Source organism: Caproicibacterium lactatifermentans (assembly GCF_013315815.1).
Taxonomy (GTDB): domain Bacteria; phylum Bacillota; class Clostridia; order Oscillospirales; family Acutalibacteraceae; genus Caproicibacterium; species Caproicibacterium lactatifermentans.
Genome location: NZ_CP046051.1, coordinates 792,653 through 814,516, shown reverse-complemented (window position 1 = coordinate 814,516; position 21,864 = coordinate 792,653). Strand labels below are relative to the sequence as shown.

22 protein-coding genes are annotated in these 21,864 nt (G+C 41.2%); 6 read left to right on the top strand and 16 right to left on the bottom strand.

Annotation, left to right across the window (positions count from 1 at the left end):
• The first annotated feature begins 481 nt into the window (after positions 1 to 481).
• The 6 genes from GJQ69_RS03965 to GJQ69_RS09830 all read left to right on the top strand — a co-directional run bounded on the left by GJQ69_RS03965 (position 482) and on the right by GJQ69_RS09830 (position 5,280).
• A complete protein-coding gene (locus GJQ69_RS03965; protein ID WP_086035969.1) occupies positions 482 to 958 on the top strand; it encodes an RNA polymerase sigma factor in 477 nt (158 codons plus the stop codon).
• On the top strand, positions 955 to 1,380 hold the full coding sequence (locus tag GJQ69_RS03960) for a DUF3955 domain-containing protein (RefSeq protein WP_174193026.1): 426 nt from the start codon (positions 955 to 957) through the stop codon (positions 1,378 to 1,380). The genes GJQ69_RS03965 and GJQ69_RS03960 overlap by 4 nt, the downstream gene beginning before the upstream one ends.
• Before the next feature lie 156 nt (positions 1,381 to 1,536).
• Positions 1,537 to 3,303, top strand: coding sequence for a type IA DNA topoisomerase (locus tag GJQ69_RS03955; RefSeq protein WP_174193024.1), 1,767 nt, complete (start codon positions 1,537 to 1,539; stop codon positions 3,301 to 3,303).
• A gap of 169 nt (positions 3,304 to 3,472) precedes the next feature.
• Positions 3,473 to 4,312, top strand: coding sequence for a helix-turn-helix domain-containing protein (locus tag GJQ69_RS03950; RefSeq protein WP_174193022.1), 840 nt, complete (start codon positions 3,473 to 3,475; stop codon positions 4,310 to 4,312).
• Positions 4,313 to 4,565: 253 nt separating this feature from the next.
• Complete coding sequence (locus GJQ69_RS09835) at positions 4,566 to 5,099, top strand: site-specific integrase (protein WP_274379846.1); 534 nt, start codon at positions 4,566 to 4,568, stop codon at positions 5,097 to 5,099.
• Positions 5,071 to 5,280, top strand: a complete 210-nt coding sequence (locus GJQ69_RS09830; protein WP_174193019.1) for a tyrosine-type recombinase/integrase — start codon at positions 5,071 to 5,073, stop codon at positions 5,278 to 5,280. The genes GJQ69_RS09835 and GJQ69_RS09830 overlap by 29 nt, the downstream gene beginning before the upstream one ends.
• Before the next feature lie 279 nt (positions 5,281 to 5,559).
• On the opposite strand, the gene GJQ69_RS03935 is transcribed toward GJQ69_RS09830, so the two are convergent.
• The 16 genes from GJQ69_RS03935 to GJQ69_RS03860 form a co-directional block, all read right to left on the bottom strand.
• On the bottom strand, positions 5,560 to 6,750 hold the full coding sequence (locus GJQ69_RS03935) for a Coenzyme F420 hydrogenase/dehydrogenase, beta subunit C-terminal domain (RefSeq protein ID WP_174193017.1): 1,191 nt from the start codon (positions 6,748 to 6,750) through the stop codon (positions 5,560 to 5,562).
• Positions 6,737 to 7,747 carry a glycosyltransferase family 2 protein gene (locus tag GJQ69_RS03930; RefSeq protein ID WP_174193015.1) on the bottom strand — a complete coding sequence of 337 codons (1,011 nt, stop codon included), beginning with the start codon at positions 7,745 to 7,747 and terminating at the stop codon, positions 6,737 to 6,739. Before GJQ69_RS03930 ends, GJQ69_RS03935 begins: the two co-directional genes overlap by 14 nt.
• The gene (locus tag GJQ69_RS03925; RefSeq protein WP_174193013.1) at positions 7,737 to 9,278 is read right to left on the bottom strand and encodes a lipopolysaccharide biosynthesis protein; all 1,542 of its coding nucleotides are present in this window, start codon (positions 9,276 to 9,278) and stop codon (positions 7,737 to 7,739) included. Before GJQ69_RS03925 ends, GJQ69_RS03930 begins: the two co-directional genes overlap by 11 nt.
• Before the next feature lie 21 nt (positions 9,279 to 9,299).
• Complete coding sequence (locus GJQ69_RS03920) at positions 9,300 to 10,457, bottom strand: polysaccharide pyruvyl transferase family protein (protein WP_174193011.1); 1,158 nt, start codon at positions 10,455 to 10,457, stop codon at positions 9,300 to 9,302.
• 167 nt (positions 10,458 to 10,624) lie between these two features.
• Positions 10,625 to 11,686, bottom strand: a complete 1,062-nt coding sequence (locus tag GJQ69_RS03915) for an IS3 family transposase (protein WP_174192710.1) — start codon at positions 11,684 to 11,686, stop codon at positions 10,625 to 10,627.
• A 2-nt stretch (positions 11,687 to 11,688) separates the two neighbouring features.
• On the bottom strand, positions 11,689 to 12,210 hold the full coding sequence (locus GJQ69_RS03910) for an HTH domain-containing protein (protein ID WP_174192708.1): 522 nt from the start codon (positions 12,208 to 12,210) through the stop codon (positions 11,689 to 11,691).
• Positions 12,211 to 12,460: 250 nt separating this feature from the next.
• The gene (locus GJQ69_RS03905) at positions 12,461 to 13,471 is read right to left on the bottom strand and encodes a glycosyltransferase family 2 protein (RefSeq protein ID WP_174193009.1); all 1,011 of its coding nucleotides are present in this window, start codon (positions 13,469 to 13,471) and stop codon (positions 12,461 to 12,463) included.
• Between the two features lie 12 nt (positions 13,472 to 13,483).
• The gene (locus tag GJQ69_RS03900) at positions 13,484 to 14,599 is read right to left on the bottom strand and encodes a glycosyltransferase family 1 protein (protein WP_174193007.1); all 1,116 of its coding nucleotides are present in this window, start codon (positions 14,597 to 14,599) and stop codon (positions 13,484 to 13,486) included.
• Between the two features lie 15 nt (positions 14,600 to 14,614).
• Positions 14,615 to 15,835, bottom strand: coding sequence for a glycosyltransferase family 4 protein (locus GJQ69_RS03895; protein ID WP_174193005.1), 1,221 nt, complete (start codon positions 15,833 to 15,835; stop codon positions 14,615 to 14,617).
• The gene (locus GJQ69_RS03890; RefSeq protein WP_174193003.1) at positions 15,832 to 17,085 is read right to left on the bottom strand and encodes an O-antigen ligase family protein; all 1,254 of its coding nucleotides are present in this window, start codon (positions 17,083 to 17,085) and stop codon (positions 15,832 to 15,834) included. The genes GJQ69_RS03895 and GJQ69_RS03890 overlap by 4 nt, the downstream gene beginning before the upstream one ends.
• 60 nt (positions 17,086 to 17,145) lie before the next feature.
• On the bottom strand, positions 17,146 to 18,249 hold the full coding sequence (locus tag GJQ69_RS03885) for a glycosyltransferase family 1 protein (protein ID WP_236849733.1): 1,104 nt from the start codon (positions 18,247 to 18,249) through the stop codon (positions 17,146 to 17,148).
• Between the two features lie 27 nt (positions 18,250 to 18,276).
• Positions 18,277 to 19,182 carry a hypothetical protein gene (locus tag GJQ69_RS03880; protein WP_174193001.1) on the bottom strand — a complete coding sequence of 302 codons (906 nt, stop codon included), beginning with the start codon at positions 19,180 to 19,182 and terminating at the stop codon, positions 18,277 to 18,279.
• An 11-nt stretch (positions 19,183 to 19,193) separates the two neighbouring features.
• A complete protein-coding gene (locus tag GJQ69_RS03875; protein ID WP_174192999.1) occupies positions 19,194 to 19,877 on the bottom strand; it encodes a class D sortase in 684 nt (227 codons plus the stop codon).
• Entirely contained in the window at positions 19,874 to 20,674 is an 801-nt protein-coding gene (locus GJQ69_RS03870) for a hypothetical protein (RefSeq protein WP_174192997.1), read from the bottom strand. The genes GJQ69_RS03875 and GJQ69_RS03870 overlap by 4 nt, the downstream gene beginning before the upstream one ends.
• Positions 20,675 to 20,681: 7 nt before the next feature.
• Positions 20,682 to 21,155: a VanZ family protein gene (locus GJQ69_RS03865; RefSeq protein WP_174192995.1), complete on the bottom strand. Its 474-nt coding sequence runs from the start codon at positions 21,153 to 21,155 to the stop codon at positions 20,682 to 20,684.
• 1 nt (position 21,156) lies between these two features.
• Positions 21,157 to 21,864, bottom strand: a complete 708-nt coding sequence (locus tag GJQ69_RS03860; protein WP_174192993.1) for a CpsB/CapC family capsule biosynthesis tyrosine phosphatase — start codon at positions 21,862 to 21,864, stop codon at positions 21,157 to 21,159.

Here is a 21,864-nt window from a genome sequence, read left to right as displayed (position 1 = left end):
ATCACAAATATTTACAATTATAGAAACCAAATCACCGTTTACGGAAATGAATTTGGACTGATGGCGGCCGTTTCCCATTTTTTACCTGATTTATTTTGCGTTGATTTTTCTCGGAAGGGCAACTATTCCCTATGAAATATTCCCGGACACCATGAAAAAATTGGATAAATGAAAAAGTAAAAAATCGTTGGTTCAAAGTAAAGCATTTTGGTACACACCATCATCTGGTTTGAATGTCTGTTCCAGCTTTTAATAAATTTTGGGCAGCTGTCTATTTTATGCGATTTATGGCAATGGCTTCTGTTCACTTCATATACTGCCTGCCCGCGTTTCATCGAATATCCGGTCTTTCGTCCGCGGCTGCCTTTACGTTCCGGCGTGCGGCGGCGCAGCTTCATTTTACAATCAGCCAATAAAAATTTGTGTAATGTTGTAACGAAATACGAACTCAACGGTCTTATATAGGAAAGGCGGTGAAAATGTGACTGAATTTGAAGAAATATACTCCAACTATTTTAAGGATGTATACAGATATTCGTTAGTTCTTTCAAAAAATAAAAGCATCGCGGAGGATATCACGCAAGAAACGTTTTTTAAGGCGCTGAAAAAAATCGATGCCTTTAAAGGAGATTGTAAAATCAGTGTCTGGCTCTGCCAAATCGCGAAAAACACATATTTTTCATATTTAAAAAAGCAGCCCTACCTGCTTGAAGATATTGATAATGTGGTTAATATCCCAGGCGATGATTTCGAACAAAAAATAATCGCGGATGGAAATGTTTATGAAATCCACAAACTCATCCATGGTTTAGAGGAACCATATAAAGAGGTGTTTATGCTCCGCTTTTTTGGGGCTCTGTCATTTCGTAAGATTGCCGAGTTGTTTGGAAAAACGGAAAGCTGGGCAAGAGTCACTTATCATCGCGCGCGAGCAAAATTAAAGGAGGCATTGTTATGAAAATTCCATGTGAAGTTATTAAAGATTTGCTGCCACTCTATTATGATAAGGTCTGCAGCAAAGAAAGCTGTTCATTGGTTGAGGAACATTTAAACCAATGCCCGCAGTGCGCGGATGAATTGCAAAAACTGAAGATGAGCTTAGAAAAGCCATCGGCGTCAGAGGAAGATGTAAACGTCATGAAACGAATTTCCGCGGCATGGAAAAAGGATAAGAGAGTTTCATTCGCAAGAGGTTCTATGCTTGTTTCAGCTTTGGCGGCAATGATTTGCTTTATTTCCTACCATATTATCGGCGCGGAGGTTTTGCCGGGTGGGAGATTGGCTGAACCGTTTGCACTTTTACCAATCGGTTATCTATTCGTTTTAGTGTTTATGATTTCCATAGTTTTCAACTTTATATTTTTAAAAAAGCAAAAATAAAATGAGCTTAAAACGAAGCTGTTCGGTTTTTAACCGAACAGATATTTGTTTGTGAGATTTACAGTATCCTTTTTAATTCATTGGGATTCTCCCTTCAAATTGCGAACTTCCCATGCCTTGAACTTCATTTTACGAAATACGAAGCCGGTAGAGCATGTGCTGATAAACGACAACACACCATCTGAAATTCAAAAAGCTTTCAAGAATTTACAGCAAAACGATAGGTTCGTTTCTATCGGCCGTGCTGCCCGCGCACGGGCGATTTGCGACTACATCTTTGGAATTAACTACAGCCGCTTTTTCGGCCTTACACTCGGCGTGAAAGGGCTTTCTGTTGGCCGGGTGCAGACTCCTACTTTGGGACTCGTTGTCAACCGCGACCAGCAGATTGAAAATCACATAAAGCAGGAATACTTTGAATTGACCGCAGATGCTTCTCTGGACGAAAGGAGCGTAAGTTTTGCCTTTAAGCCAGATAAACCCTATTTGGACAATGCCGGACATATAACGGACCAGTCCTTTCTTTCAGATATTTCTGCCCATGTAGCGGTTCCCGCTTCTGCCACTGTTGTAAAATTGCAGAAAACAGAAGCTCCTCCCCTGCCCTTTAACCTTGTAAAATTGCAGGCACATATGAACGAAAAATATAATCTCCCGGTTTCACGCACGCTGGAAATCACACAGGAACTGCGCGACAAATACAAGGCAATTACATACAACCGATCAGACTGTCAATATCTAAACGCTGAACAGCACGCTGCGGCGCCGCAGGTACTGCCGGGTGTTATGGAACGCCTTGGTCTGCAGCTGCCGCTCAATTATGGTATTCGGTCAAAATGCTTTAACGATGCAAACGTGACAGCACATCATGCTATTATTCCAACCGCCGCCAAGTTTGATCTTTCTTCCCTATCCGATGACCAGAAAGCAGTTTACACGGAAATTGCAAAACGGTATCTCATACAGTTTTTACCTCCTATCGCGCCGGAGGAAACAAAGGCCGCCGTTTCTGTTCCGGGCAAAGGAACCTTCCAGGCCAATTCCGTTCACGTTCTGGATAAAGGATTTGCAGCCTTTTATCCGGCAAAGTCATTTAAAGAGACAGCCTTGAGTGGCATACCAACTGGCGGTTATTCCGTGAAGCTGGAAAATTATCGAATAGCAGAAAAATACACTGCACCGCCGAAGCGGTACACCCAAGCGACCCTGATTACAGATATGACACAGGTAGCAAAGTATGTGACCGATCCGCAGGCAAAGGCCGCGCTGCAGGCGAAGGATAAAGACAAAAAGGGCGAAAATGGCTCTATCGGTACACCAGCGACACGCGATAAAATTATCGAAACGCTGATAAAACGCGGGTATGCACAAGATGACGGCAAGCATTTGGTATCTACGCAGTACGGACGCCAGCTCTATGACCTACTGCCGGACGACATTAAAAAGCCAGACCTGACAGCTCTCTGGTGGACAATTCAGGAAGATATTAAATCTGGCAACGCAAAAATCTCTGATATGACAAATTCTGTGCTTTCGTCTATTCGCAGCCATCTGAAAGATGATTATTCCACTGCCCATGTTGACCATGCAGATGATAAAAAGGAAATCGGAAAATGCCCTCTCTGCGGAAAGCCGGTCTATGAAAATCAAAAAGCTTTTGGCTGCTCCGGTTACAAGCAAGGCTGCAAATTTGCTATCTGGAAAGACAACGGATTTTTCAAGCACTTTGGCAAGAGGGTAACGCCCTCTGCGGCAAAAGCACTGCTGGGACCACATCATCGTTATTTGGAAAAGAATCTAACAGGAAAAACCGGCCGGAAATATGACGCCTACTTCGTTATGAAAATAAAAGACAATCGGCCGGACTTTTCATTGGAGTTCCCTCAGAAAAGGAAGGATGAAGGAGGAAGAAAACAAAAATGAAAAAGCGGACTTGAATTTTTATAGCAAAAAGGCGAAGGGAAAAAACCTCCACCTTTTTGCTGTTCACTGAACGGAAATACCGCCCATACTGAATCCTTAAACAATTTCAGTATGGGCGGTATTCCTTTATTTATCAATATTATTTTATAAAACTCATGGAGGAATAATCATGCAAAACTATTATATAGCTTCCACCGCCGCCTATCAGGTCCCCATCAGCAGCACAGCTTATAAAGTATTGTCTTATTTGCAGCAATGTGCGGATTACAAGACACGCACCTGCTTCCCTAAACGCAAAACCATTGCGGCAAAGTGCGGTATCAGTGTACGCAGCGTTGTACGATCCATAAATAACCTTTGCGCCGCCGATCTGCTGAAGCGTACTTTTCAGTTCGCACGTTTTGCTGGGGACAATGCCATCAGGCAAAAGGAGAATCTATATACTGTCATAGATGAGCCACAAGAGGCTCTGCCATGCGATTATATCAATAATCATGGTGTGAATATGGTAAATAATAAAAGTCTCTCTAATGGCCGTACAAAGCCCGTTAGGCTGTACGCAGCTAAAACTGCTAATTTCTCCACTCTCACAGGCAACGAATTGAAAGTGTACAATTATATAACTCTACGTGCGGGGAAACAAGGAAGCTGCTATCTGTCTAAAAAAGCAATTGCCACTGCCTGCAACTGCAGCACTATTACCGTATATCGCTGCATTAAGTGTTTAGCTAATCAGGGCCTGTTGTGCGTTCAGGCACAGACTCGCAAAGAATTCGCGGGAAACGATGGTACAGCCTGTAATCTATACACAGTCGTCCACTATTCCCAGCGTTTCCGCCTGGCTTCCATAAAGCTCCTGTTTGCGTGTTTGTTAAACCAATCTTTGTGCTGCACCCCCATTTCATCTCTATTTGTCACGGGGGGCCATATCACGGTTGTCACCCCAGGAACACCTACCCTAAAGAACATGACCTCAAATAGAAAAAGAACTTCTAAAAATAAAGATTAAGTTAAAAGGATGGACCCGAAATATTTGCAAATATGCTGTAAATTTGACAGAGCATTCTTTATTTCATTATTGTTAATTTTACAACAAATTAATGAAATCTCAAAAGAATCTTACCGTAACAGCGTGGCTGAACAAATGGCTTGATACACACGTACAGCCAAATTTAGCACACAAAACGTATATATCTTACCGGATCGTAACAAATATATTGGAACGATCTTTCCCGGAGTTAGAGAATGTTCCGGTAAGCCAAATGAACAGTTTTCATGCACAGCGAATCATTAACAGCCTTGCGGATAAATACTCAAAATCCACGTTAAATGAAATGCGTGTCATTTTTCATCAGTCCTTTGAAGCTGCCAGTCAAATCCCTTCCATGCATGTAAATCGAATTGGGAAGATGCGCATCCCGGATCGCGCTTCACAAAAGCACGTTCGCGCGTTGACACGTGCAGAGCAGGAAGCGGTAGAAGAGGCTGCTCAGCACGTTTATATGGGCTATCTGGCTATCTTCTTTCTGCGAACTGGATTACGGTCAGCTGAGTTGTGCAATCTGAAGTGGCAAGATTTTAACGAAAAAAGGAGGATGATTTTCGTCCGTAAAAGTAAAACCCCCTCTGGTGTTCGATTCATTCCATTGCGGAATGAGGCTTTGCAAATTATTTTAATGCAACCCAAAAACACAGCCGTGATAATGCTATTTTTCACTAGGAGCGGTATGGAACTCCTATTACAGCATCTGTACTGCAGAATTGTATATGCGTTTGCGCAGAGAAACTGGCATTAATTTTTTAACGACTCATGTTTACAGACATACGTTCGCTACGCGAGCTTTGGAAGATGGCATGAATGTAAAAGCGCTGTCTAAAATTCTCGGCCATACGAACGTTGCCTTTACCATGCAGCGCTACTGTTCCCCTGATATTGAATTTCTGCAGGAGCAAACGGATATGCTGGACCAGAAATAAGCTATGTAAAAAAGGGCTTACAGTTATTTCTGTAAGCCCTTTTTGCTAGTGTGCCCGGCAAGGGCGATAACTTGGCGTTGAACGTCCGCTATGCGCTCGGTAACAGGAAGCGTTAGCCGAAGGCAAACGTTCTGCATCAAACGGAACTGCAAAGCGAAATTTGTGCCGTAGACCGCCATGACGCCTATCGCTTCACTGCCGCGCAACGGTTTTTAGAAATCGTGAAACAAGCGCGGGAAACTAAATGTACGCCATCGTGAATAAAATTTATCGACTGCACTATCGGTGCACCCATTGTTTCACTTTATCGAGCATTCCAAGGGAGGACAAAGTCTGTTTAATTGCACCCTTCGTTTTCCTTTTTATTTTAGTAGAGAAGGAATCAGACCCATATTTTTTAAGCACTTCTTCAAATGGCTCTTTTTCTAAATCGGTAAAAAAGGATTCCCGTTTGGGGCTTGCTTCCACTGACTGGCCGATTGCCGGATTATATTGAATTGCTTGATTGAAATCCACAGGCTTTACAATAACGGAATCGGAAATGCTGTCGAACAATTTTTTCCCTTTGTCTGTGTTGACAATCACCAAGGACGTACCTTTGTCATCAAACATAGAGGGCATCATCTGGTTAACTCCCCAAAAATCCGCCAATGTAATATCACTTTGCCGGTCTAACCCTTTAAAAGCACAGTTACTGCAGGAAGGACGCAAGCAGACATTTGATAAAAACAAATGAAGGTAACTGTCGCAGTCTAAGGTCTGGCGATATTCAGTGCCATTGATAAATTGAAACAACAGTGAAAATTTTTGCCAACCTTGTGTTTTGTTTCTAAAGGAAATTTTATGCGCAGAACTCTGTGCAGTATCTTCGCGAAATCGCACATAGTTACGCCAAACTTTCGGTGACGGTGTTCCATGACAAATTAAATCCTGACAAACTAAATTTTCATAATCTTTTTCTAAATAAGTTTTAAGCCCACTTATTTGACAAGGTGTTCCACTAAAATATACTTTTCGCCCTTCTTTTAAAAGTGCCTCTGTTTCTGCATAGGCATCCCCTATACTGCTCTGAACATACTTCGAACCCCGCAATTTGTTAAGGTCCTGTGTATTTTGCACATAGGTATGTACCACATGAAAGCAATCATCAAAGCTGGCCCCGAAGACTGCCCCGCCGCTTTGAAGAACCTGCTGCGCAAGTTCTGTAAACAACCCTCCAGAGGAACTCGCCTCGCGTACAGAATCATGTTTGCTGTAAGCTGCAAAAGCCTTCGGTTTTCTCTGAACTTTCCGCTGCTGAAAAACAGGACAGCGGCTTTTACATTTGCCACAGTTGATACACTGTGTATCATCAATAAAAGGATATAAAAATCCCTCTTTATCTTCTTTCATTGTAATACAATGGTTCGGACAAATACTGGCACAAGCACTACAGCCGGAACAGTTCTGCTTTTGTTTAATTAATTTCATTTTTCTTTTCCTTCATCTTATGCCAACACTGCTTTGCGGCTTCATAAGGGAAGCGCAGTCCCTTATGCCTTCCTACAAAGTATGCCAAATTATCCTTGGGTCCTAATTCTTTGTGGCTAAGCAAACATTGATATGCATTTTTCAGTAATGCCAAGTCGGGTAGTTCCGGTGCCAGTCTTATTTCTCGATGTGCATATTTAATTTCAAGCATATCTAAAATTTCTTTCTCTTCTGGAATTTTCATGTCCTTTATAACATGAAAAAGAAGATCTTTAAAGCCTTCATATCGTTCAAACCACTGTTCCGGTGTACGAAAGATATGTGAATGGCTATTTCCCCTGTTCACCACCACATACAGGGGTTCTTCTACATATCCACATTTGTAGTAATAAGCGACAGGAAGCATTAGCTGCCAATTCTGTCCTTCTCTAGACGGGTATATTTGTCTGGTAGGACATACTTTACAAAACGAATCTTTGCGAATCATCATGCCTCCACCGCTCTCAAATACGACATTTGTTTCTGTTAGTAAATCTATAAATAAGTTGTCTTGCCCTATTGGCTTTTTACGATATCTTATATCAACGACTTTCCTAATATCTCTTTCATTCACATTTTCTGCCGGACAAATACAAAATCCATATTGTAAGTTGTTTTCTAAAAATTTGACACGCTGAATAATTGAATTTGATTTGAAATAATCGTCAGAGTCCAGCCATGTAAGATAGTCCCCATGAAACAAATTAAGCGCTTTATTCATTGCAGCTGCTTGTCCAGAATGCTTCTGATAAATATAATGGAGCTGCATTCCTTTCATCTGGAATTGTTTTATGTAGCTGTAAACTATATTTTTGGTATTGTCTGTTGATCCGTCGTCCACTACGAATAGTTCTATATTGGGATAGGTTTGTGCCAATACTGAATTCAAAAAACGGCCAATGAATTTTTCACCATTATAACAAGGGGTTATAATACTTACCAATGGATTAGTGGTCATGAGATTTAAGCCTACCTTTAAGGAATTTCACTGTCTTTAGAAGCACTTTGCACTCACTGTTTCGATGAAAAATGAAAATATAAATTACGTTAGGAACTATAAATGTGATGAGTGCCATTAATATGAAATTTAAAATTGTTACTGTGCTCATAACAAAGTGTTTAATAAGTTCAAGTAAACATATCATTGCGAAAGTAATCGCTAAATTTCTTAACATCCTAATGAAATATGAAATGGAGCTTTTATGAAAAAGATACTTATACAGAACGATTGGCTTCCAAATAGTTATAACTATGCCTGACACTATCGTGCCTACATAAACACCAGGGAGACCCATTTTTATAACGCAAACAATACTAATAATGAGATTAAGTATTGCCTGTATAATGGATGCATATTTATCAGGATCAAAAAGGCCGCCCGCAGATTTAAAATTAAATACTGCAGCCCTTTGACCAACAAAATAATTATTGAACAAAATAAGGGCCAATGAAATATTATCTATTTTTTTATCTGCACCAATCCATAATGTAATAAACGGTTGGAACAGAATTACCAGTGCTATTGTTTCAAAACTATATAACCAAAATCCGCAGAAATCATAAACGTTAAAAACTTCAAACTGTTTATCTTTGTTCTCAGTTGCAATTAAGTTTCCGCAGCTTGAAACAATGCCTGTCATAGCAACGGTTATAAACCCTGTTGCAGCTGATATAATAATATTATAGTTTGATACCAGTCCAACAACCGCGACGTTGATAAAAGCCGATATAATAATATTATCAGTTTGATAAACACTGATATCCCCGATTTTATGAAGAATAAGAGCTTTAATGTTCTTAATCAAATTGTTCTTGGTCTTTTTATCAAGTGGTTTAACATCTTTGCTTCTTAGATATTCGTATCTTTTATCCAGATATAGCGCAGTGATAATCTTTTGAACAAGTTGTAAGCCGGCCTGAACAAGAAGATAGACAAGAAAATTGTGGTATAACTCTAACGCAATTATTTGAACAATAGTAATAACGATACGACATACAGAATCAATATTTGTAAGTATATAATTCTGTTGTTCCGCATTTACCAGTCCATATTTATAAGATACAAAATAGGAAGAAATCGTATTAAAAAGAAATATCAAATAATAAATTTGTAGATTTGCTACCCCTTCTGCACCTTTAATAAAGTATCTCAAAAAGGGTAGCAAGATAAGCCCAACCGTTGCAACAATAGCTGCTACAATCCGATAGGCTTTCTTATAAACATGCATTAAGGATTTGATCTTTTCTTTGTCATCTTCGGCAACTGGTTTATATAAGCTGTAATTCATAGCAGTACCGATGCCCAGTTCGGAAAAGGACAATATATTCAGCACATTGGTAAATAGCCCATTAATTCCAAGGTATGTAGTACCGAGCACATTAATAAATACAGTTCTTGAAATAAACGCGAGTAACAAATTTAATACTGTTCCCGCATATCCCCAAATAATATTTTTTGCCGAATTAACTGATCTGGACTTCTGTTGCATCAATCTTCCCACCTTTATTGTTTATCCAACAGCACCAGGCACCAGTTGCTTTACTTCATTTCCCGCCTCCATCGCCTTGGCACAATAAGACGGCATAAACTGCTGTAAATGTGTTCTAATGGTCACTTCGTTCTGCATAAGCCAGTCAAAGGCATGCATCAGCTCATCCGGGTCTTTAAGCGATTGTACCGGCAAAACATAATGGTCATATGTTCCGAAAATATCTTTTGCAATCCCTTTTGCTTTAACAGAATACCCCACCACCAAAGTTGGCACACAAGTTGAATACGCTGCTATAGTGGAATGCGTACGCGCGCCAACAAAAAACCGGCAGCGGCTGATATAGCCTTTCAGTTCCATGCAGTTGTGGTCTTCTATCATTACAACGCGGTGTGTGTCCTGAAAAGCATGGTACAATGCTCTGAGCGGTACACGGTCGTCATTGGCTTCCCAAACAACGTGAGGAATGAGAGCAACCGCCATATCTGTTGTATCAAGAATATACTGTATCAAATTTTCATAATTTTTATATGTAACTCCGTCAGCAGTTTCGTTGTCAATTATCATAGGACTAAGGTTAATGCCAACCGTATTGCCCTCAATAAAGCCATCCAGCAACGGTAATTTTACACAGTCCAGCTGAAAGGCCGGGTCCGGAAACAATCTTGTGTTCCCTACACCTGCATTTATAAGTGCGTGATAGGTAATAGATTCGCGCGCTGTAATGAGGGCATATCTATTCATATCCTCAACGATTTCTGGATTTTGAAGAATCTCTGGCTCGACTGAACAGCCCCACAGCACAGTTTTGCAACCCACTTTGTTAAGCTTGCTGTTCATATATGCAAGTGATTCCGGAAAACCATCATAGCAGTAATTATCGCCGCCTATAGATAAGGCGACATCTGGGGAATCTTTAAGAAAATAATAGTATATTTTTTTAACGGGATTTGATATTTTGAGTTTGCACAGTACTGACCAAAAAAACCATGTAAGTGTACCATGTTTAACTACACTCTCTTTAATACTTGCAATATCGTTTACTGAATATTTTTTGTCCTCTAAAGGGTTAAGGGAAAAGCAATCACATTTTAAAGGATTTAAAATTTTAGCTGTTGCCCGTACTAGTGCTTCACAGCCATGATTTCCGCTTCCACCATGTGCATACAAAGATATCATAAACAGCCCTTCTTTTTATGTTTGATATTGGACAGCATTTGAAGTGTACCCCGTTGTTCGGACAAAATAATCAAACTTGAAATCCGAAAGCTGAATCCGTGATATAATGTTCCTGCTTTACTGACAGACAGGATAGGGCAACGCTGGAGAGCGACCCGAGCGGGCTGTCAGGTTTGCGGGGAAGGCGGAGCTTTGGCTTCGTCTTTTTCTTTGCCTTTCCCGGAAACAAAAGCGTTAAACTCCGGGGGGTTGGGGGCAGCGCCCCCAAATGTATCCAACGGATAAATTCCCGTCATGACAAACTTGTAGTACTCACACGGCGAGAGCTTGGCAAGGCTCCATTGATACCGGTCGTTGTTATAATACTCAATCCAAGCGTAAACACGTTCAGCAATTACTGCATGTCCATAAGATCCAACCGGTGGCAGTTCATCCTTCATGTGTCCAAATAGGCTTTCCTGCGGTGCATTGTCCCAACAATTTCCTCTGCGGGACATGGATTGACGGAGGTTGTAATCATTCAGAATGGCAACGAATTTAGAACTGGTGTATTGGCATCCTTGATCTGAATGGATCAGGGCGTCCGTGTGAAGTTCAGACCCATGCTTTTCCATCAGTTGATTTACGGTGTCCAAGACGAAATCTGTATCACAGGAGTTACTGCAGGTACAGGCCAAAACTTCTTTTGTGAATGCGTCCATGATCACACAGACGTATGAATAATAGTAAGCTCGTTGGCTGCTATCTCGGTGTACCGGTCTCGGAATATATGTAATGTCCGTCAGCAGAACAGTGCGCGGTCCAAATGACTTAAACTGTCTGTTTAGTATGTTCGGAGCTGTCCTGTTTTCCTGTAGACGCTTGCCGAGCTTGCGGTACGGATTTACCTTTCGTACCGGACATACGAGGTGATACTTTTTCATCAGTCTGCGAATCTTCTTTGTGTTCATAAGCACCGGGGGATCCTGATGCCGCAGTCTCATGTGTATACCGCGTGCGCCTTTTGAATATCCGCGGAAATTGTATGCAGCCACAATGAGGTCAAAGTCTCTTTGATCGGCCTCATCGGATGCTGTCCGCTCGGTCTGATGTCCACGCCAGTAATAAAATCCCGAACGAGATACGCCTGCTATTTCACAAAGATAAGAAATATTCAGAAGATTGTCATCCTGGCTAATGGTTTCATTTATGATGCGGTAGCGGACTTCTGGGGAACCATTCATATACATGGCTATTTCCCTTTCTTCTCCGCAAATATAATTTTTTTTATAAACTCAATCTCTTGGGACATGTAGGCAACCTTCGCAGCGAGATGGTTTATTTCTGACTCGCTCATCAATGGAGGATGCCCTTTGTTTGCCCTACGAGGCGGCGCTGGCAGTGGAGGTGCATCCTCGTTGTCATCCGGATAAGGATCATTTCCTTCGGTAAACTCGAGGCCACGTCCTTTTGCTTGCCGCAGAAGCTTAAAAAAGCCGAGAATGCGTGCACGTCCTAATGTCTCCGGGTTGAGGCCGACCTCAGAAAAAATCTGTATCGGATCGACCCCATCGCAGTACCGTTGCCAAGCTGCATCTTTAAAAGCTTTTGTGTATGACACTGTTTTGCTTGAGACATATGCCACATGAGGCGAGTCCGTGAGTTCCTTGAGTTGTTCTGCAGAGAACGCAGCATGCTCATATGTGCCGTCAGGATTCTTTTTCTTACGGCCTGCACCAGGACGTGAACCCCCACGATTACTGCTGTTTGCCATTGATAATTCCTCCTTTTGCAGAGAGAAATGATTTCAAATACAGATATTATAGCATTATCTGTCCGGTCTGTGGATGCAAACTATATTATCTGTCCGAAAACTTGATTTCCAACTCTGCGATTTGTGTGATGATTTTGATTTCACACTCTCGAATTTCAATCAATGACTGTCCAAATTTCGGGGTACGGATCACATTAGCCCTATTTTTGGACAAACCGCAACACTTATTAGTGGTTTCACGATTATCCCCTCACTCATTTTTATCAATAGGGAACTTTCTTCTGATTTCCAAGTAACCTAAACCTGGGAACCACGCGGAAATTAAAACACCGATCTTAGTTTTAGTTGAATATTGGTCACTTTTCAAAAAAGCTTTTAAGTGGGCACGGACATACTGCTGCAACTCCTTACGTTTTCTCTTCCATTTGGGATATGGAAACATAAGTTTTGATTGTGTAGAAGCAACCCGGACTCTGCATGCATTCAAAATATTTTTTGACATTGTATCATCTTGAGAAATAACTTTGTCAATTTCCTGGTAAACAGTAAATACCGTTAACCATTTCGCATTGTATTCTTTAGAAAACAATTCTTTATGCAGCGCGCTCATAGTATGTTGAACATACGTATATTCTTCTTCTGATGTATACACAATTTTTGTACAATATTGCAGATAAGTACAAACAAAAAGTAAATCTTCAGCTATCGTAATCTTCGTATTAAACTGAATATGATTCTTGCGAATAATTGGAAGTTTAAAAAGTTTATTAACCGAAAATCCCTGAATATCATTTGATGAAAGGACGTTATGGATAGCTTCCACTTTGCTCCAAATAGTTAGAGCCTTAGCCGCCTTTGATAGTCGTTCCCTAATCCCAACATAATCTTTATCATATATAAAGTTAACACTGCAGATAGACAATTCGCAACCATTTTGCATGGCATTTCGTAATAATACCTCAATCCACTCTGGATTCACATAGTCATCGCTATCAGCAAATGCCACCCACTCTCCGTTGGCGATATCCAATGCAGCATTACGAGCGGCAGAAACGCCAGAATTTTTTTGGTGAATTTCTTTTATGCGTGAGTCTTTTTCTGCCCAATCGTCACACATCTGTGGACAGTTATCCGGTGAGCCGTCATCTACAAGTATAATTTCAAGATTTGTATACGTCTGATTGACTATACTTTGGACACACTTATTTAGATATTTTTCCACTTTATAAACAGGGACAATCACACTTACTAATGGTTTCATTCATCCGTCTCCTCATTTTGAAAAGAATACTTCCAATTCCTTTGCAGCATGATTTATATCATAACCAGCACTAACGACTTTTTCAATAGCTTCCGGGCTTCTGCTTTTTTTCAAAGCTTTATCCAATTCATCCCGCCATTCATTGATAGGTAAATCGAGGTTTACAAAGTCAACCAGTCCGGTCAAATCAACCTCTGGAGGAATCACATTGCTTGAAGCAACACAAGGAAGTCCTGCGGCCTGAGCCTCTACTAATACAATGCCCCAGCCTTCAAAACGAGAAGGAAGTAAAAAAGCATCCATCGCCTGGTATAGGTCAGCTACATCGTTCCGTTCACCAAGAAATTGCACAGAAGTTTCAAGTGCAGACTGCCTTACATACGCTTTGCATTCTTCTGCAAGCGATCCCGTACCAACCACTACCATCTTCCCTGCGGGATTGCCTTCGTGATACGCATGGAATATCTGCAGCATAAACAGCGGATTTTTCTGATACTGCAAACGCCCGACAAAGCCAATGACTGTTTCATTGTCTTTGATGCCAAGAAGTTTCCTAACCTCCGCACGTTTTTGTGTATTGAATTTATATTTTTCGGTATCAATGGCATTCGGGATTACACGAAATTTCTCACTATTCATGATTTCGGAAGAATAAAACCAACGGCCAGCGGTTTTTGAACAGGCCCAAAAATCCGTTGCCACCTTATCGATTTGTGCTTTGTTCCTATTGTGCAGGATGGTCATGAGGCGGCCCTTCGTACCAGTTTCCATATTTTCGGAGTTATGGCTGTGAATAATCCGTTTTGGTATTCCGTATTTTTGGGCGAATTTCAAATCATCGATATTGCTAAGCATACACTTGCTGGCCCAAATGCAGCTGTACTTCCCGGCATTTCTTCTAAAAAATGCTTTTGTATCTTTATGTGCCTGCAGTGGGTCCTTGCCGTAAGCACAGCCGTGAAAGACTTCACAGCCCAATTCTTTTAATTTATCTTCAAAAGCACATTGCGCGTTGTTGCACCAGAAATCAAAATGGATTTTCTGATACAGTCGTTGTACATAATTGAGTATAAACGTTTCAACGCCGCCTGTATTCGTTGTCATGCCGGTTATCAATATCTGTTTCATGTGCTTGTCACTTCCTCATTCTGAAAGAATGTTCATAAAATTACGATAATAATTATCCAAAGTAAGTTTTTCTGCTGCTCTCAGGCTTTCTTTTCCCATTCTCTCTCTTGCCTCCGGATTTTCAGCCAGATACTGAATGCCTTTTGCTAAATTGTCGACTATCTTCCCATCGCGCGGCAAAAGCAGTGCGCATTTATCATTTGCATATTCCGGTATGCCGCCAGAAAGCGTCGTTATTAGCGGAAGACCACAAGCCAAAGGTTCTATCACTGCCAACGGGGCTGGGTCATCCCACACAGAAGGTATACATACCACATCTGCTGCTGCATAAACGCCCGGTACGTCATTATACGGGATAAAACCTGTCAGCACGATTTTGTTTCCAGAAGACTCTGCTATATAGCAAAGTTTCTGCTCATAGGCACTTTTTACTCCGCTTCCATAAAAATAGCCGCCTGCCACTATCAGTTTTGTATTCGGTACATCCGCTTTACAAAAAGCCGTCATGAGTTCCTTAGCGCCTTTTTCCGGTGTAACACGGCCGCAGAAAAGAAAAACAATTTCATTTGATTTGATGCCGAATTTTTCACGCCATATTTTGCCGTCTTTCTGTGCCGCAGCACTTCCAAAGCGTTTCTCATCCACACAGTTACGCAGCACCACTGTCTTTTTCCGTGGCAGCCCACCGAGATATGTTGAAATCGACTGACTGATAAAATTACTGACAGTTATAATCTTATGTACCTGCCCCATCAGCTCTTTACAGCCGAAATCGTTTGTTATTTCGTTGTGTAGGTGATAATAGCACTTACCTAGGTATCTCTGCGCATTTCCATGTTTTTTTAGCACCATAAAAATAGTCGGGTGATTTTCAAGGATCAACTTGTCGTAATTGCTGACCGCTAAATCCGCACTGACTTTTTTAAAAAACCATAGCCGCTGTAAAATATATCTGTATTGTTTTGCATTCTTGCTCTTGAAAAATGTTTTGACTATCTGATAAATGGCCTTGTCCCCTGCTTTTATAAAGTCTGGAGTTTTAATGAATTTATATCTGCAATTGTGCTGTTTGCTTGCTTCTCTCTCCGCTCTTTCATCATACATGCTGTAAACGGTAAAATTGGCTTTGTGGTATTTTTCATTCATCTTTATGAGATAATCGACTAAAGACTCAACTGCGCCGCCGATCACCGCAGGCACCGGCAGATAGCCAGATGTAACGAATGCTATATTCAAAGTAAATCACTGCACCTTTCAGAAGTTTTACTGGTTTCATTCTCTGCATGACTCCGTACTGTAGCTTTTTTGTCCTGGTATCTGAGCGAAAGCATCGTAAACATAAAGCAAAGCATCAATGTTGGCGGATAATAGTAAGCCTGGTCTACACAATACATCATAATGACACATAGGATGCCAAACGACATTGGCCGTGCCTTTTTCCAGCAGGCGACAAGCAGTGTAATGAAACTTGCAAAAAATGCGACTGTCGCAATGAGACCAAAGTGGATTAAAAATTCTGGTAATCCTTCTCCCCCGCCTTCCTGTAATGCAGGTTTCCCAATCGCTAAAAATCTTAGAAATGTAGGCGTGTCATAATTTTTAATGGTTTCATTGATTGCAGCCCATTGCCCTGTTCGTCCTGCCATTGTCGTGTCATTGGAAGTTTGTATTACAAGTCTGTCAAAAAATTGATTTGCGACTTTAGGGAAAAAGATGTAAATGAACGCCCCAAAGGCTAGTGCCACCTCAAACAGTATCATCCAAAATTGGATTTTACTATTAAGTGACTTGTTTTGCTGATAACTGGCAAACATGAAAAGCGATGTTAATATGAATGGAATCTGCACAGAACGTGAACCGCAAAGAATGATTCCCGCAACCGCCATAAGCAGCGATACAATCTTGATTTTTTGCCATTTTGGCATAGTCGGTTTCCAGCACAGCAAGCACGGAAAAGCCATAGACAAAAACAAACCAAATCCATTTCCGTTTTGATAGGTCGATATCATTTTTGTTGATTCTGCATTGTCCGAAAACCCATATCCAATCGGCTTTTCTGTAATATTCTGCCCTTTCGTATATGTAATTCCCGGAATTGCCGTGGACGTAATTCCGGCCACCCACTGTACGGCAGCATATAAGCTGGTAATCATGATTGCCACACATATCATCTTATACGCTTTTTCTGGTTCCATGAGATAGGTCACCGCTATCGCTAAAGGTGACCCAAGCAAGACCAGCACTTCAGCCAAAGCAAAGGGCGGAATATCTCCAAGATTGAAAATACAGTAAAAGATGAGCGCAAAAAATAGAACTGCATAGCAAGTTAAAAGTCCCTTTACTTTGCGCATTGCCGGAAATATATAGTTTATATTTTTAAAAGCGGATAATGCCAATAATACAGTAGAAATTGTGAGTGGTACAGAAGCAATCTGTATTCCGGCTTTAGGAAACGCCATAGATATGAAAAATAAAAATGAATTCATTTACCAAGCATCCTTGTAACTCTCTTTTTACTTGCCCTGTTGAATGGAATAAAAGAAATTTTATAGACTGAGATAAAAATCCTGCAGCTTTTTTGCCTCACAGTGAATATCATATCCACTTGCCGACACATCTTTCCTTCTGTCTTTTCGTATATCATTCGAATGTACAAGTAACCTTTGTGCCCATCTTTCTGTGGTTTCCTGCAAAGGACAATATTCCATTGTTTCACATATTTTTGCTTCAGCAGGGACTTTTTCAGAGGCAACAACAGGTAGGCCTGCCGCCTGCGCTTCAACCGCAACTAGGCCCAGCCCCTCATAGTTGGATGGAAAAGCAAATACGTCCATTGCTTGATAAAGCTCATTGACGTCCTTTCGGACTCCGGTGAAAATGACTTTATCGGTTATTCCCAATTCGTTCGTCTTTTGCTCAATCTGTGGCCGCATATCGCCGTCCCCTACCAACAGCAGAAGAGAACGCGGATGATATTCCAGTACCCTTGCGAAAACATCCAATAAAAACGTTTGGTTTTTCTGGAAGCACATTCGGCCAGCATGCCCCACAACAAATTGGTCCGTAATTCCAAGCTCATTTCGCTTCTGTTTCCTTATGTCGGGGTTGTATGTAAAATCATCCGGATCAATGGCGTTTTTAACAATCCGTATAGGATTCGTTTTACAAAAATCTTCTCCAAACAGCCAATTCGCCGCATGTGTTGAACAGGCACAGTAATGCGTTGGATATACTTTTGAAAAAGATCTTAATATATTTTTGAGGATATTCTTTTTCGTTTCTCCTGGACTCGATGTACTGTGACTATGCGCAATACGGACAGGGACATTTGCTTTTTTCGCAGCATAAAGGGGGAACAAACTCAGCGAGTTCATATTGGAATGTACAATAGGATAATGGTTTTTCTGAAATAATATTTTCAAAGCCTTCGTATATCTAAAAATATGTTTATATGAAGGAATTTCATAAACGTGTCCGCCTAAAGAAGAAATCTCATCATAAGGAATGACTGTTGAATCATTGTTGACAATAAAATCAAATTGTACTTTTTTATGATCCATATGCCTGTAATAATTCATTACGACTGATTCCACGCCGCCAGCCATCATACGTCCCATCACTTGCGCCACTCGTACAGGTCTGCTATTCACTGATTGTCATCCTTTTAAAATTGTATATTATATTAACAGTTTTCCATCATATACACCTGGGCTATGCTGACTATCATGTTTCTTGCCCGTATGCTTCTGCCATTGCAGAATATAGGCAATGGTAAGCACTGCCGTGAACACCGCCAAAACAGCTGCCGCTATCAACGTGCCGAATACAATCTGGTGTAGGCAGGTTACCACTAACTCATACAAGGACTGCTCGACAATACCCACACATTCTATTTTCCCGGAACACAAAACACCTATTCCGGCAGCAAAAAACAGCAGCGCCGCTCCACTGGTTGCAAAGATACAATATCTGAAGAAGTGCCTTTTATGATGCATATTGTAAAGCAAAACAAGAATAATAACGGCCAATATTCCTAACGCTGCTTCAACCGGAACGAGTAATTTTTTTGCTTTTGGTATCAGAGAACGCATCGCTGATACCACCGGCGCCGAAAAAGATACATGCTTCCGATAAGATTCTGCACAAACCCGTGACAAAGCCTTGATTGCCTGCTTATTTTCTTCAGTCATTTGGATGTTCCGCTTTTCGGCATTTTTCGCAAACTGGCTATAAAATATTTTTTCTTTAGCATCATAGTCAGGTCCGGTTCTATTTTCGTAAATGGATTTTACAAGCTGATTGGCATCGGAAGATATTTCGCGCTCGCTAACCAACGACTTGCAGAAGTTCTGGTCAAAACCACTCGCCTGTCCATAGGATGTCAGCTCATTTTGTACGGCATAAAGCGCATATTGACTGTACTTGCTTTGAACAATTTGACGCTGCAAAAAATTTTCATTTGGAACAGTTACCTGAAAAACGGCACATAAGGAAAGACAGATAAATAACAGACACAAAACAAATGAAAGAATGTATGACATTACCGTCTTCACTCGTGAATGATGTTGTATTCTTCTTGACATGGCAATTCCTTTCATCCTGCGGAGCTAATTTGCTTTCCAGACACATATTTGGCATAAACATAATACCTCTGTGACGTTAAACCGACGACGTTACTGGAACGGTCACAAGTATACAAAACCAGGTTTTCTTCTTTTTTAAGCAGATTGATAGCCTTGCTATCTGTGTCCTTGGCGGATTTTTGGCCTGTCACCTGATATTCATAATCACCATAAGTGGTTTTAATTTTAATCAAGTCGCCCGTTTTGACGCTTTTTAAAGAGGAAAACACGGTATCAACATGCCCACTGATTAAGATTGTGCGCCTTTGCCCCGGAAGACCGCTGCCTACATAAATGCAGGCGCCCTTCTTTAAGTTTTGCGTATCATCACCATATATGACGGGAGTATCAATTTTTGCACTCTGGATTGTAAGTGTCCCTATCTGCTGTCCTTGAATCGGCATATCGTTGGGAGACTTCATGCTTGATTTGGTCAATTCACTTTGGCCATTATTCTGATAAATGTTAGATATTCCACCACTAAACGTAGGCGGCTTCTGCAAAAACGTCACCTGAAATAAATCTGTGTACGGCTTTATAATAGGATTCGCTACAACTATAATTAGAGAAGCCGCAATCGCACAAAACAGCAGCGGCGTGACGATAAACTTCACGATGTTGCGGAAACGAACATGACTATGATGACTCTCTTTCATATTGATTCCCCACCTGCATTCAAACGCTTTTTCTTTAACCAAATAAACACACACGCACTTCCAATGACAACCACAACGATACTGGAAGCAGCAAGAATGGCCGGTATCCATGAATAATGAATTCCCGTATCCTTAATAGGATTCGCTTGTTCAACATTGTATGTATTTCCATATTTGTCGACGATAACAACGTTGTCTCCATTTGTCGTTACGGTAGCACCTGCTGCTTCTGCCACTTCCACCACTGCACTGCTAAGTGCAAGCCGCTGCTGTGTCGTGAGATTTTTGTTTCCAAAGTCAAAGCTTTTTATAATTGCATCATCTGTTTTTGAAGGCAACGCAGAGCCTGTATTTATCTTGGGGGTACCAGCATAACTGTCTGCACTGGCTGTTCCCGTCATCGATGCTTTACTGGATGCTGTAGTGGATGCACTTCCAGCTGGCTGGCCGCTGGTTGTTCCATTATGATTGACAGCACTGTTTACTGATGACGAATTTACCTGTGAATTAGCATTTTCTTTCTCCGATAGCTTTTTTGCTACTTTAACCTTGACAATCTGAACGGCATTCAAGATGCGGGTGAGTTGCGCATCCGTAAGGTTGTGAGAATTCAAATAGCTCTGTGCCATAGCTACATACTTATTAGGAGCATATATCGTTCGGCCATTCACAACCACGCCGGCCTCAATTTCAGCCATAATTTCACCTTTTGAAGCCGCATATGATGGAATTGCCGCACTCATGAAAACCATGGCCGCAAGTGCAGCTGCAACGATTCTTTTCAATTTCATTTTCATCCTTATATCACCCTTTACCAGGATAGCTGGAGTGCTTTCTATGTTCCACAGAACGGACAATGAAGACTGCCAACAGCACACCCGCCGTATCTATACAAACATCACGGAATGAAGAAGTTCTTGCCATAACAAACCGCTGATGAAATTCATCTCCACAGGCGCATATAAATCCTGCAGCTAAAGAAATCACAAGCCTTTTGCTGTTTGAAAGGTGGCCAAAGGTCCACACAATCATGCTGATGTTTACACCGAGCAGAAAGAAAATAGTAAAATGTGCAATCTTTCTAATACAGACGTTTACCGCTTGATAAGCTGTGCTGCTTCCCGCCGGTACAGCGCCCACGTCTTTAGCAATTTGAACGATTACCATGGAAATTTTGCCGCTTGTGTTATTTGTCTGATAATAATTTTGACTTGAAAAGAAGAATATAGCGGCCAGACAAGCTCCCAATAATAGAACCCAGAAAATGCGTTTTTTCATATCATATCCGCTTCTGCGAAAGGAACCATTCTTTTGTTTTTTGCAGCCATGGTTCCCATTCCTTAAAACGATATTTGTGAATGGTTGCTTCCATGATATTGAGGTTTGGACACCTTGAGCCGCAGTTATGAGAATCCGTTCCAACTATGACCGGAGCATTCTGTTCATATAGTTCTTTTATCAATTTCCGTCCTTCACGCTTTCCAAATGCACTGGCGTTTATCTGTACAACAAGGCCTGGTATCTTTAAAAGTTCTTTTATATCTTCCGGCTCATACCACAGGTACCTTTCCAGATGTGCCAAAACGGGAAGTACCTTGAAACCATAACGGATGTTTTCAATTTCCTGCAGCACCCAGCTTTTATATCCCCTGCTAGGCAATTCCAACAAAATAGCTGAAAGATGCTCGTAGCAGAGCGGAAGACAATCCTGTTTTGAAATATCCGGCTCAATGGCAACCTCAGCTGCTTTCTGTACGGCCGGCAAATTTGGACGAAATAGTGGGCTGCCTGTTAGCTGCTGATAAGCATTTTCCCTTGCCTGTACAAATGTGTGGATGTCGGTATTGTGCAAGATAAAGTGGGGAGTTGCAAAGACGGAATCGACCTGCTGGCGGCTTAACGCTTCAAGCATTTTTATAGACATTTCGATGCTGGATGCACCATCATCAATCTGTGGAAGAACGTGCAGATGAAAGTCTGTCCACAT

Bases quoted from the DNA above. Each gene is read 5' to 3' on its own strand.
- GJQ69_RS03920 (WP_174193011.1), bottom strand. From the start codon at position 10,457: ATGATATCTTTGTATGCACATGGTGGAAGCGGAAATCATGGCTGTGAA.
- GJQ69_RS03960 (WP_174193026.1), top strand. From the start codon at position 955: ATGAAAATTCCATGTGAAGTTATTAAAGATTTGCTGCCACTCTATTAT.
- GJQ69_RS03880 (WP_174193001.1), bottom strand. From the start codon at position 19,182: ATGTCAAGAAGAATACAACATCATTCACGAGTGAAGACGGTAATGTCA.
- GJQ69_RS03870 (WP_174192997.1), bottom strand. From the start codon at position 20,674: ATGAAAATGAAATTGAAAAGAATCGTTGCAGCTGCACTTGCGGCCATG.
- GJQ69_RS03860 (WP_174192993.1), bottom strand. From the start codon at position 21,864: ATGTGGACAGACTTTCATCTGCACGTTCTTCCACAGATTGATGATGGT.
- GJQ69_RS03905 (WP_174193009.1), bottom strand. From the start codon at position 13,471: ATGAAACCATTAGTAAGTGTGATTGTCCCTGTTTATAAAGTGGAAAAA.
- GJQ69_RS03900 (WP_174193007.1), bottom strand. From the start codon at position 14,599: ATGAAACAGATATTGATAACCGGCATGACAACGAATACAGGCGGCGTT.
- GJQ69_RS03915 (WP_174192710.1), bottom strand. From the start codon at position 11,686: ATGTATATGAATGGTTCCCCAGAAGTCCGCTACCGCATCATAAATGAA.
- GJQ69_RS03910 (WP_174192708.1), bottom strand. From the start codon at position 12,210: ATGGCAAACAGCAGTAATCGTGGGGGTTCACGTCCTGGTGCAGGCCGT.
- GJQ69_RS03950 (WP_174193022.1), top strand. From the start codon at position 3,473: ATGCAAAACTATTATATAGCTTCCACCGCCGCCTATCAGGTCCCCATC.
- GJQ69_RS09830 (WP_174193019.1), top strand. From the start codon at position 5,071: ATGCGTTTGCGCAGAGAAACTGGCATTAATTTTTTAACGACTCATGTT.
- GJQ69_RS03930 (WP_174193015.1), bottom strand. From the start codon at position 7,747: ATGACCACTAATCCATTGGTAAGTATTATAACCCCTTGTTATAATGGT.
- GJQ69_RS03865 (WP_174192995.1), bottom strand. From the start codon at position 21,155: ATGAAAAAACGCATTTTCTGGGTTCTATTATTGGGAGCTTGTCTGGCC.
- GJQ69_RS03875 (WP_174192999.1), bottom strand. From the start codon at position 19,877: ATGAAAGAGAGTCATCATAGTCATGTTCGTTTCCGCAACATCGTGAAG.
- GJQ69_RS03890 (WP_174193003.1), bottom strand. From the start codon at position 17,085: ATGAATTCATTTTTATTTTTCATATCTATGGCGTTTCCTAAAGCCGGA.
- GJQ69_RS03935 (WP_174193017.1), bottom strand. From the start codon at position 6,750: ATGAAATTAATTAAACAAAAGCAGAACTGTTCCGGCTGTAGTGCTTGT.
- GJQ69_RS03925 (WP_174193013.1), bottom strand. From the start codon at position 9,278: ATGCAACAGAAGTCCAGATCAGTTAATTCGGCAAAAAATATTATTTGG.
- GJQ69_RS09835 (WP_274379846.1), top strand. From the start codon at position 4,566: ATGAACAGTTTTCATGCACAGCGAATCATTAACAGCCTTGCGGATAAA.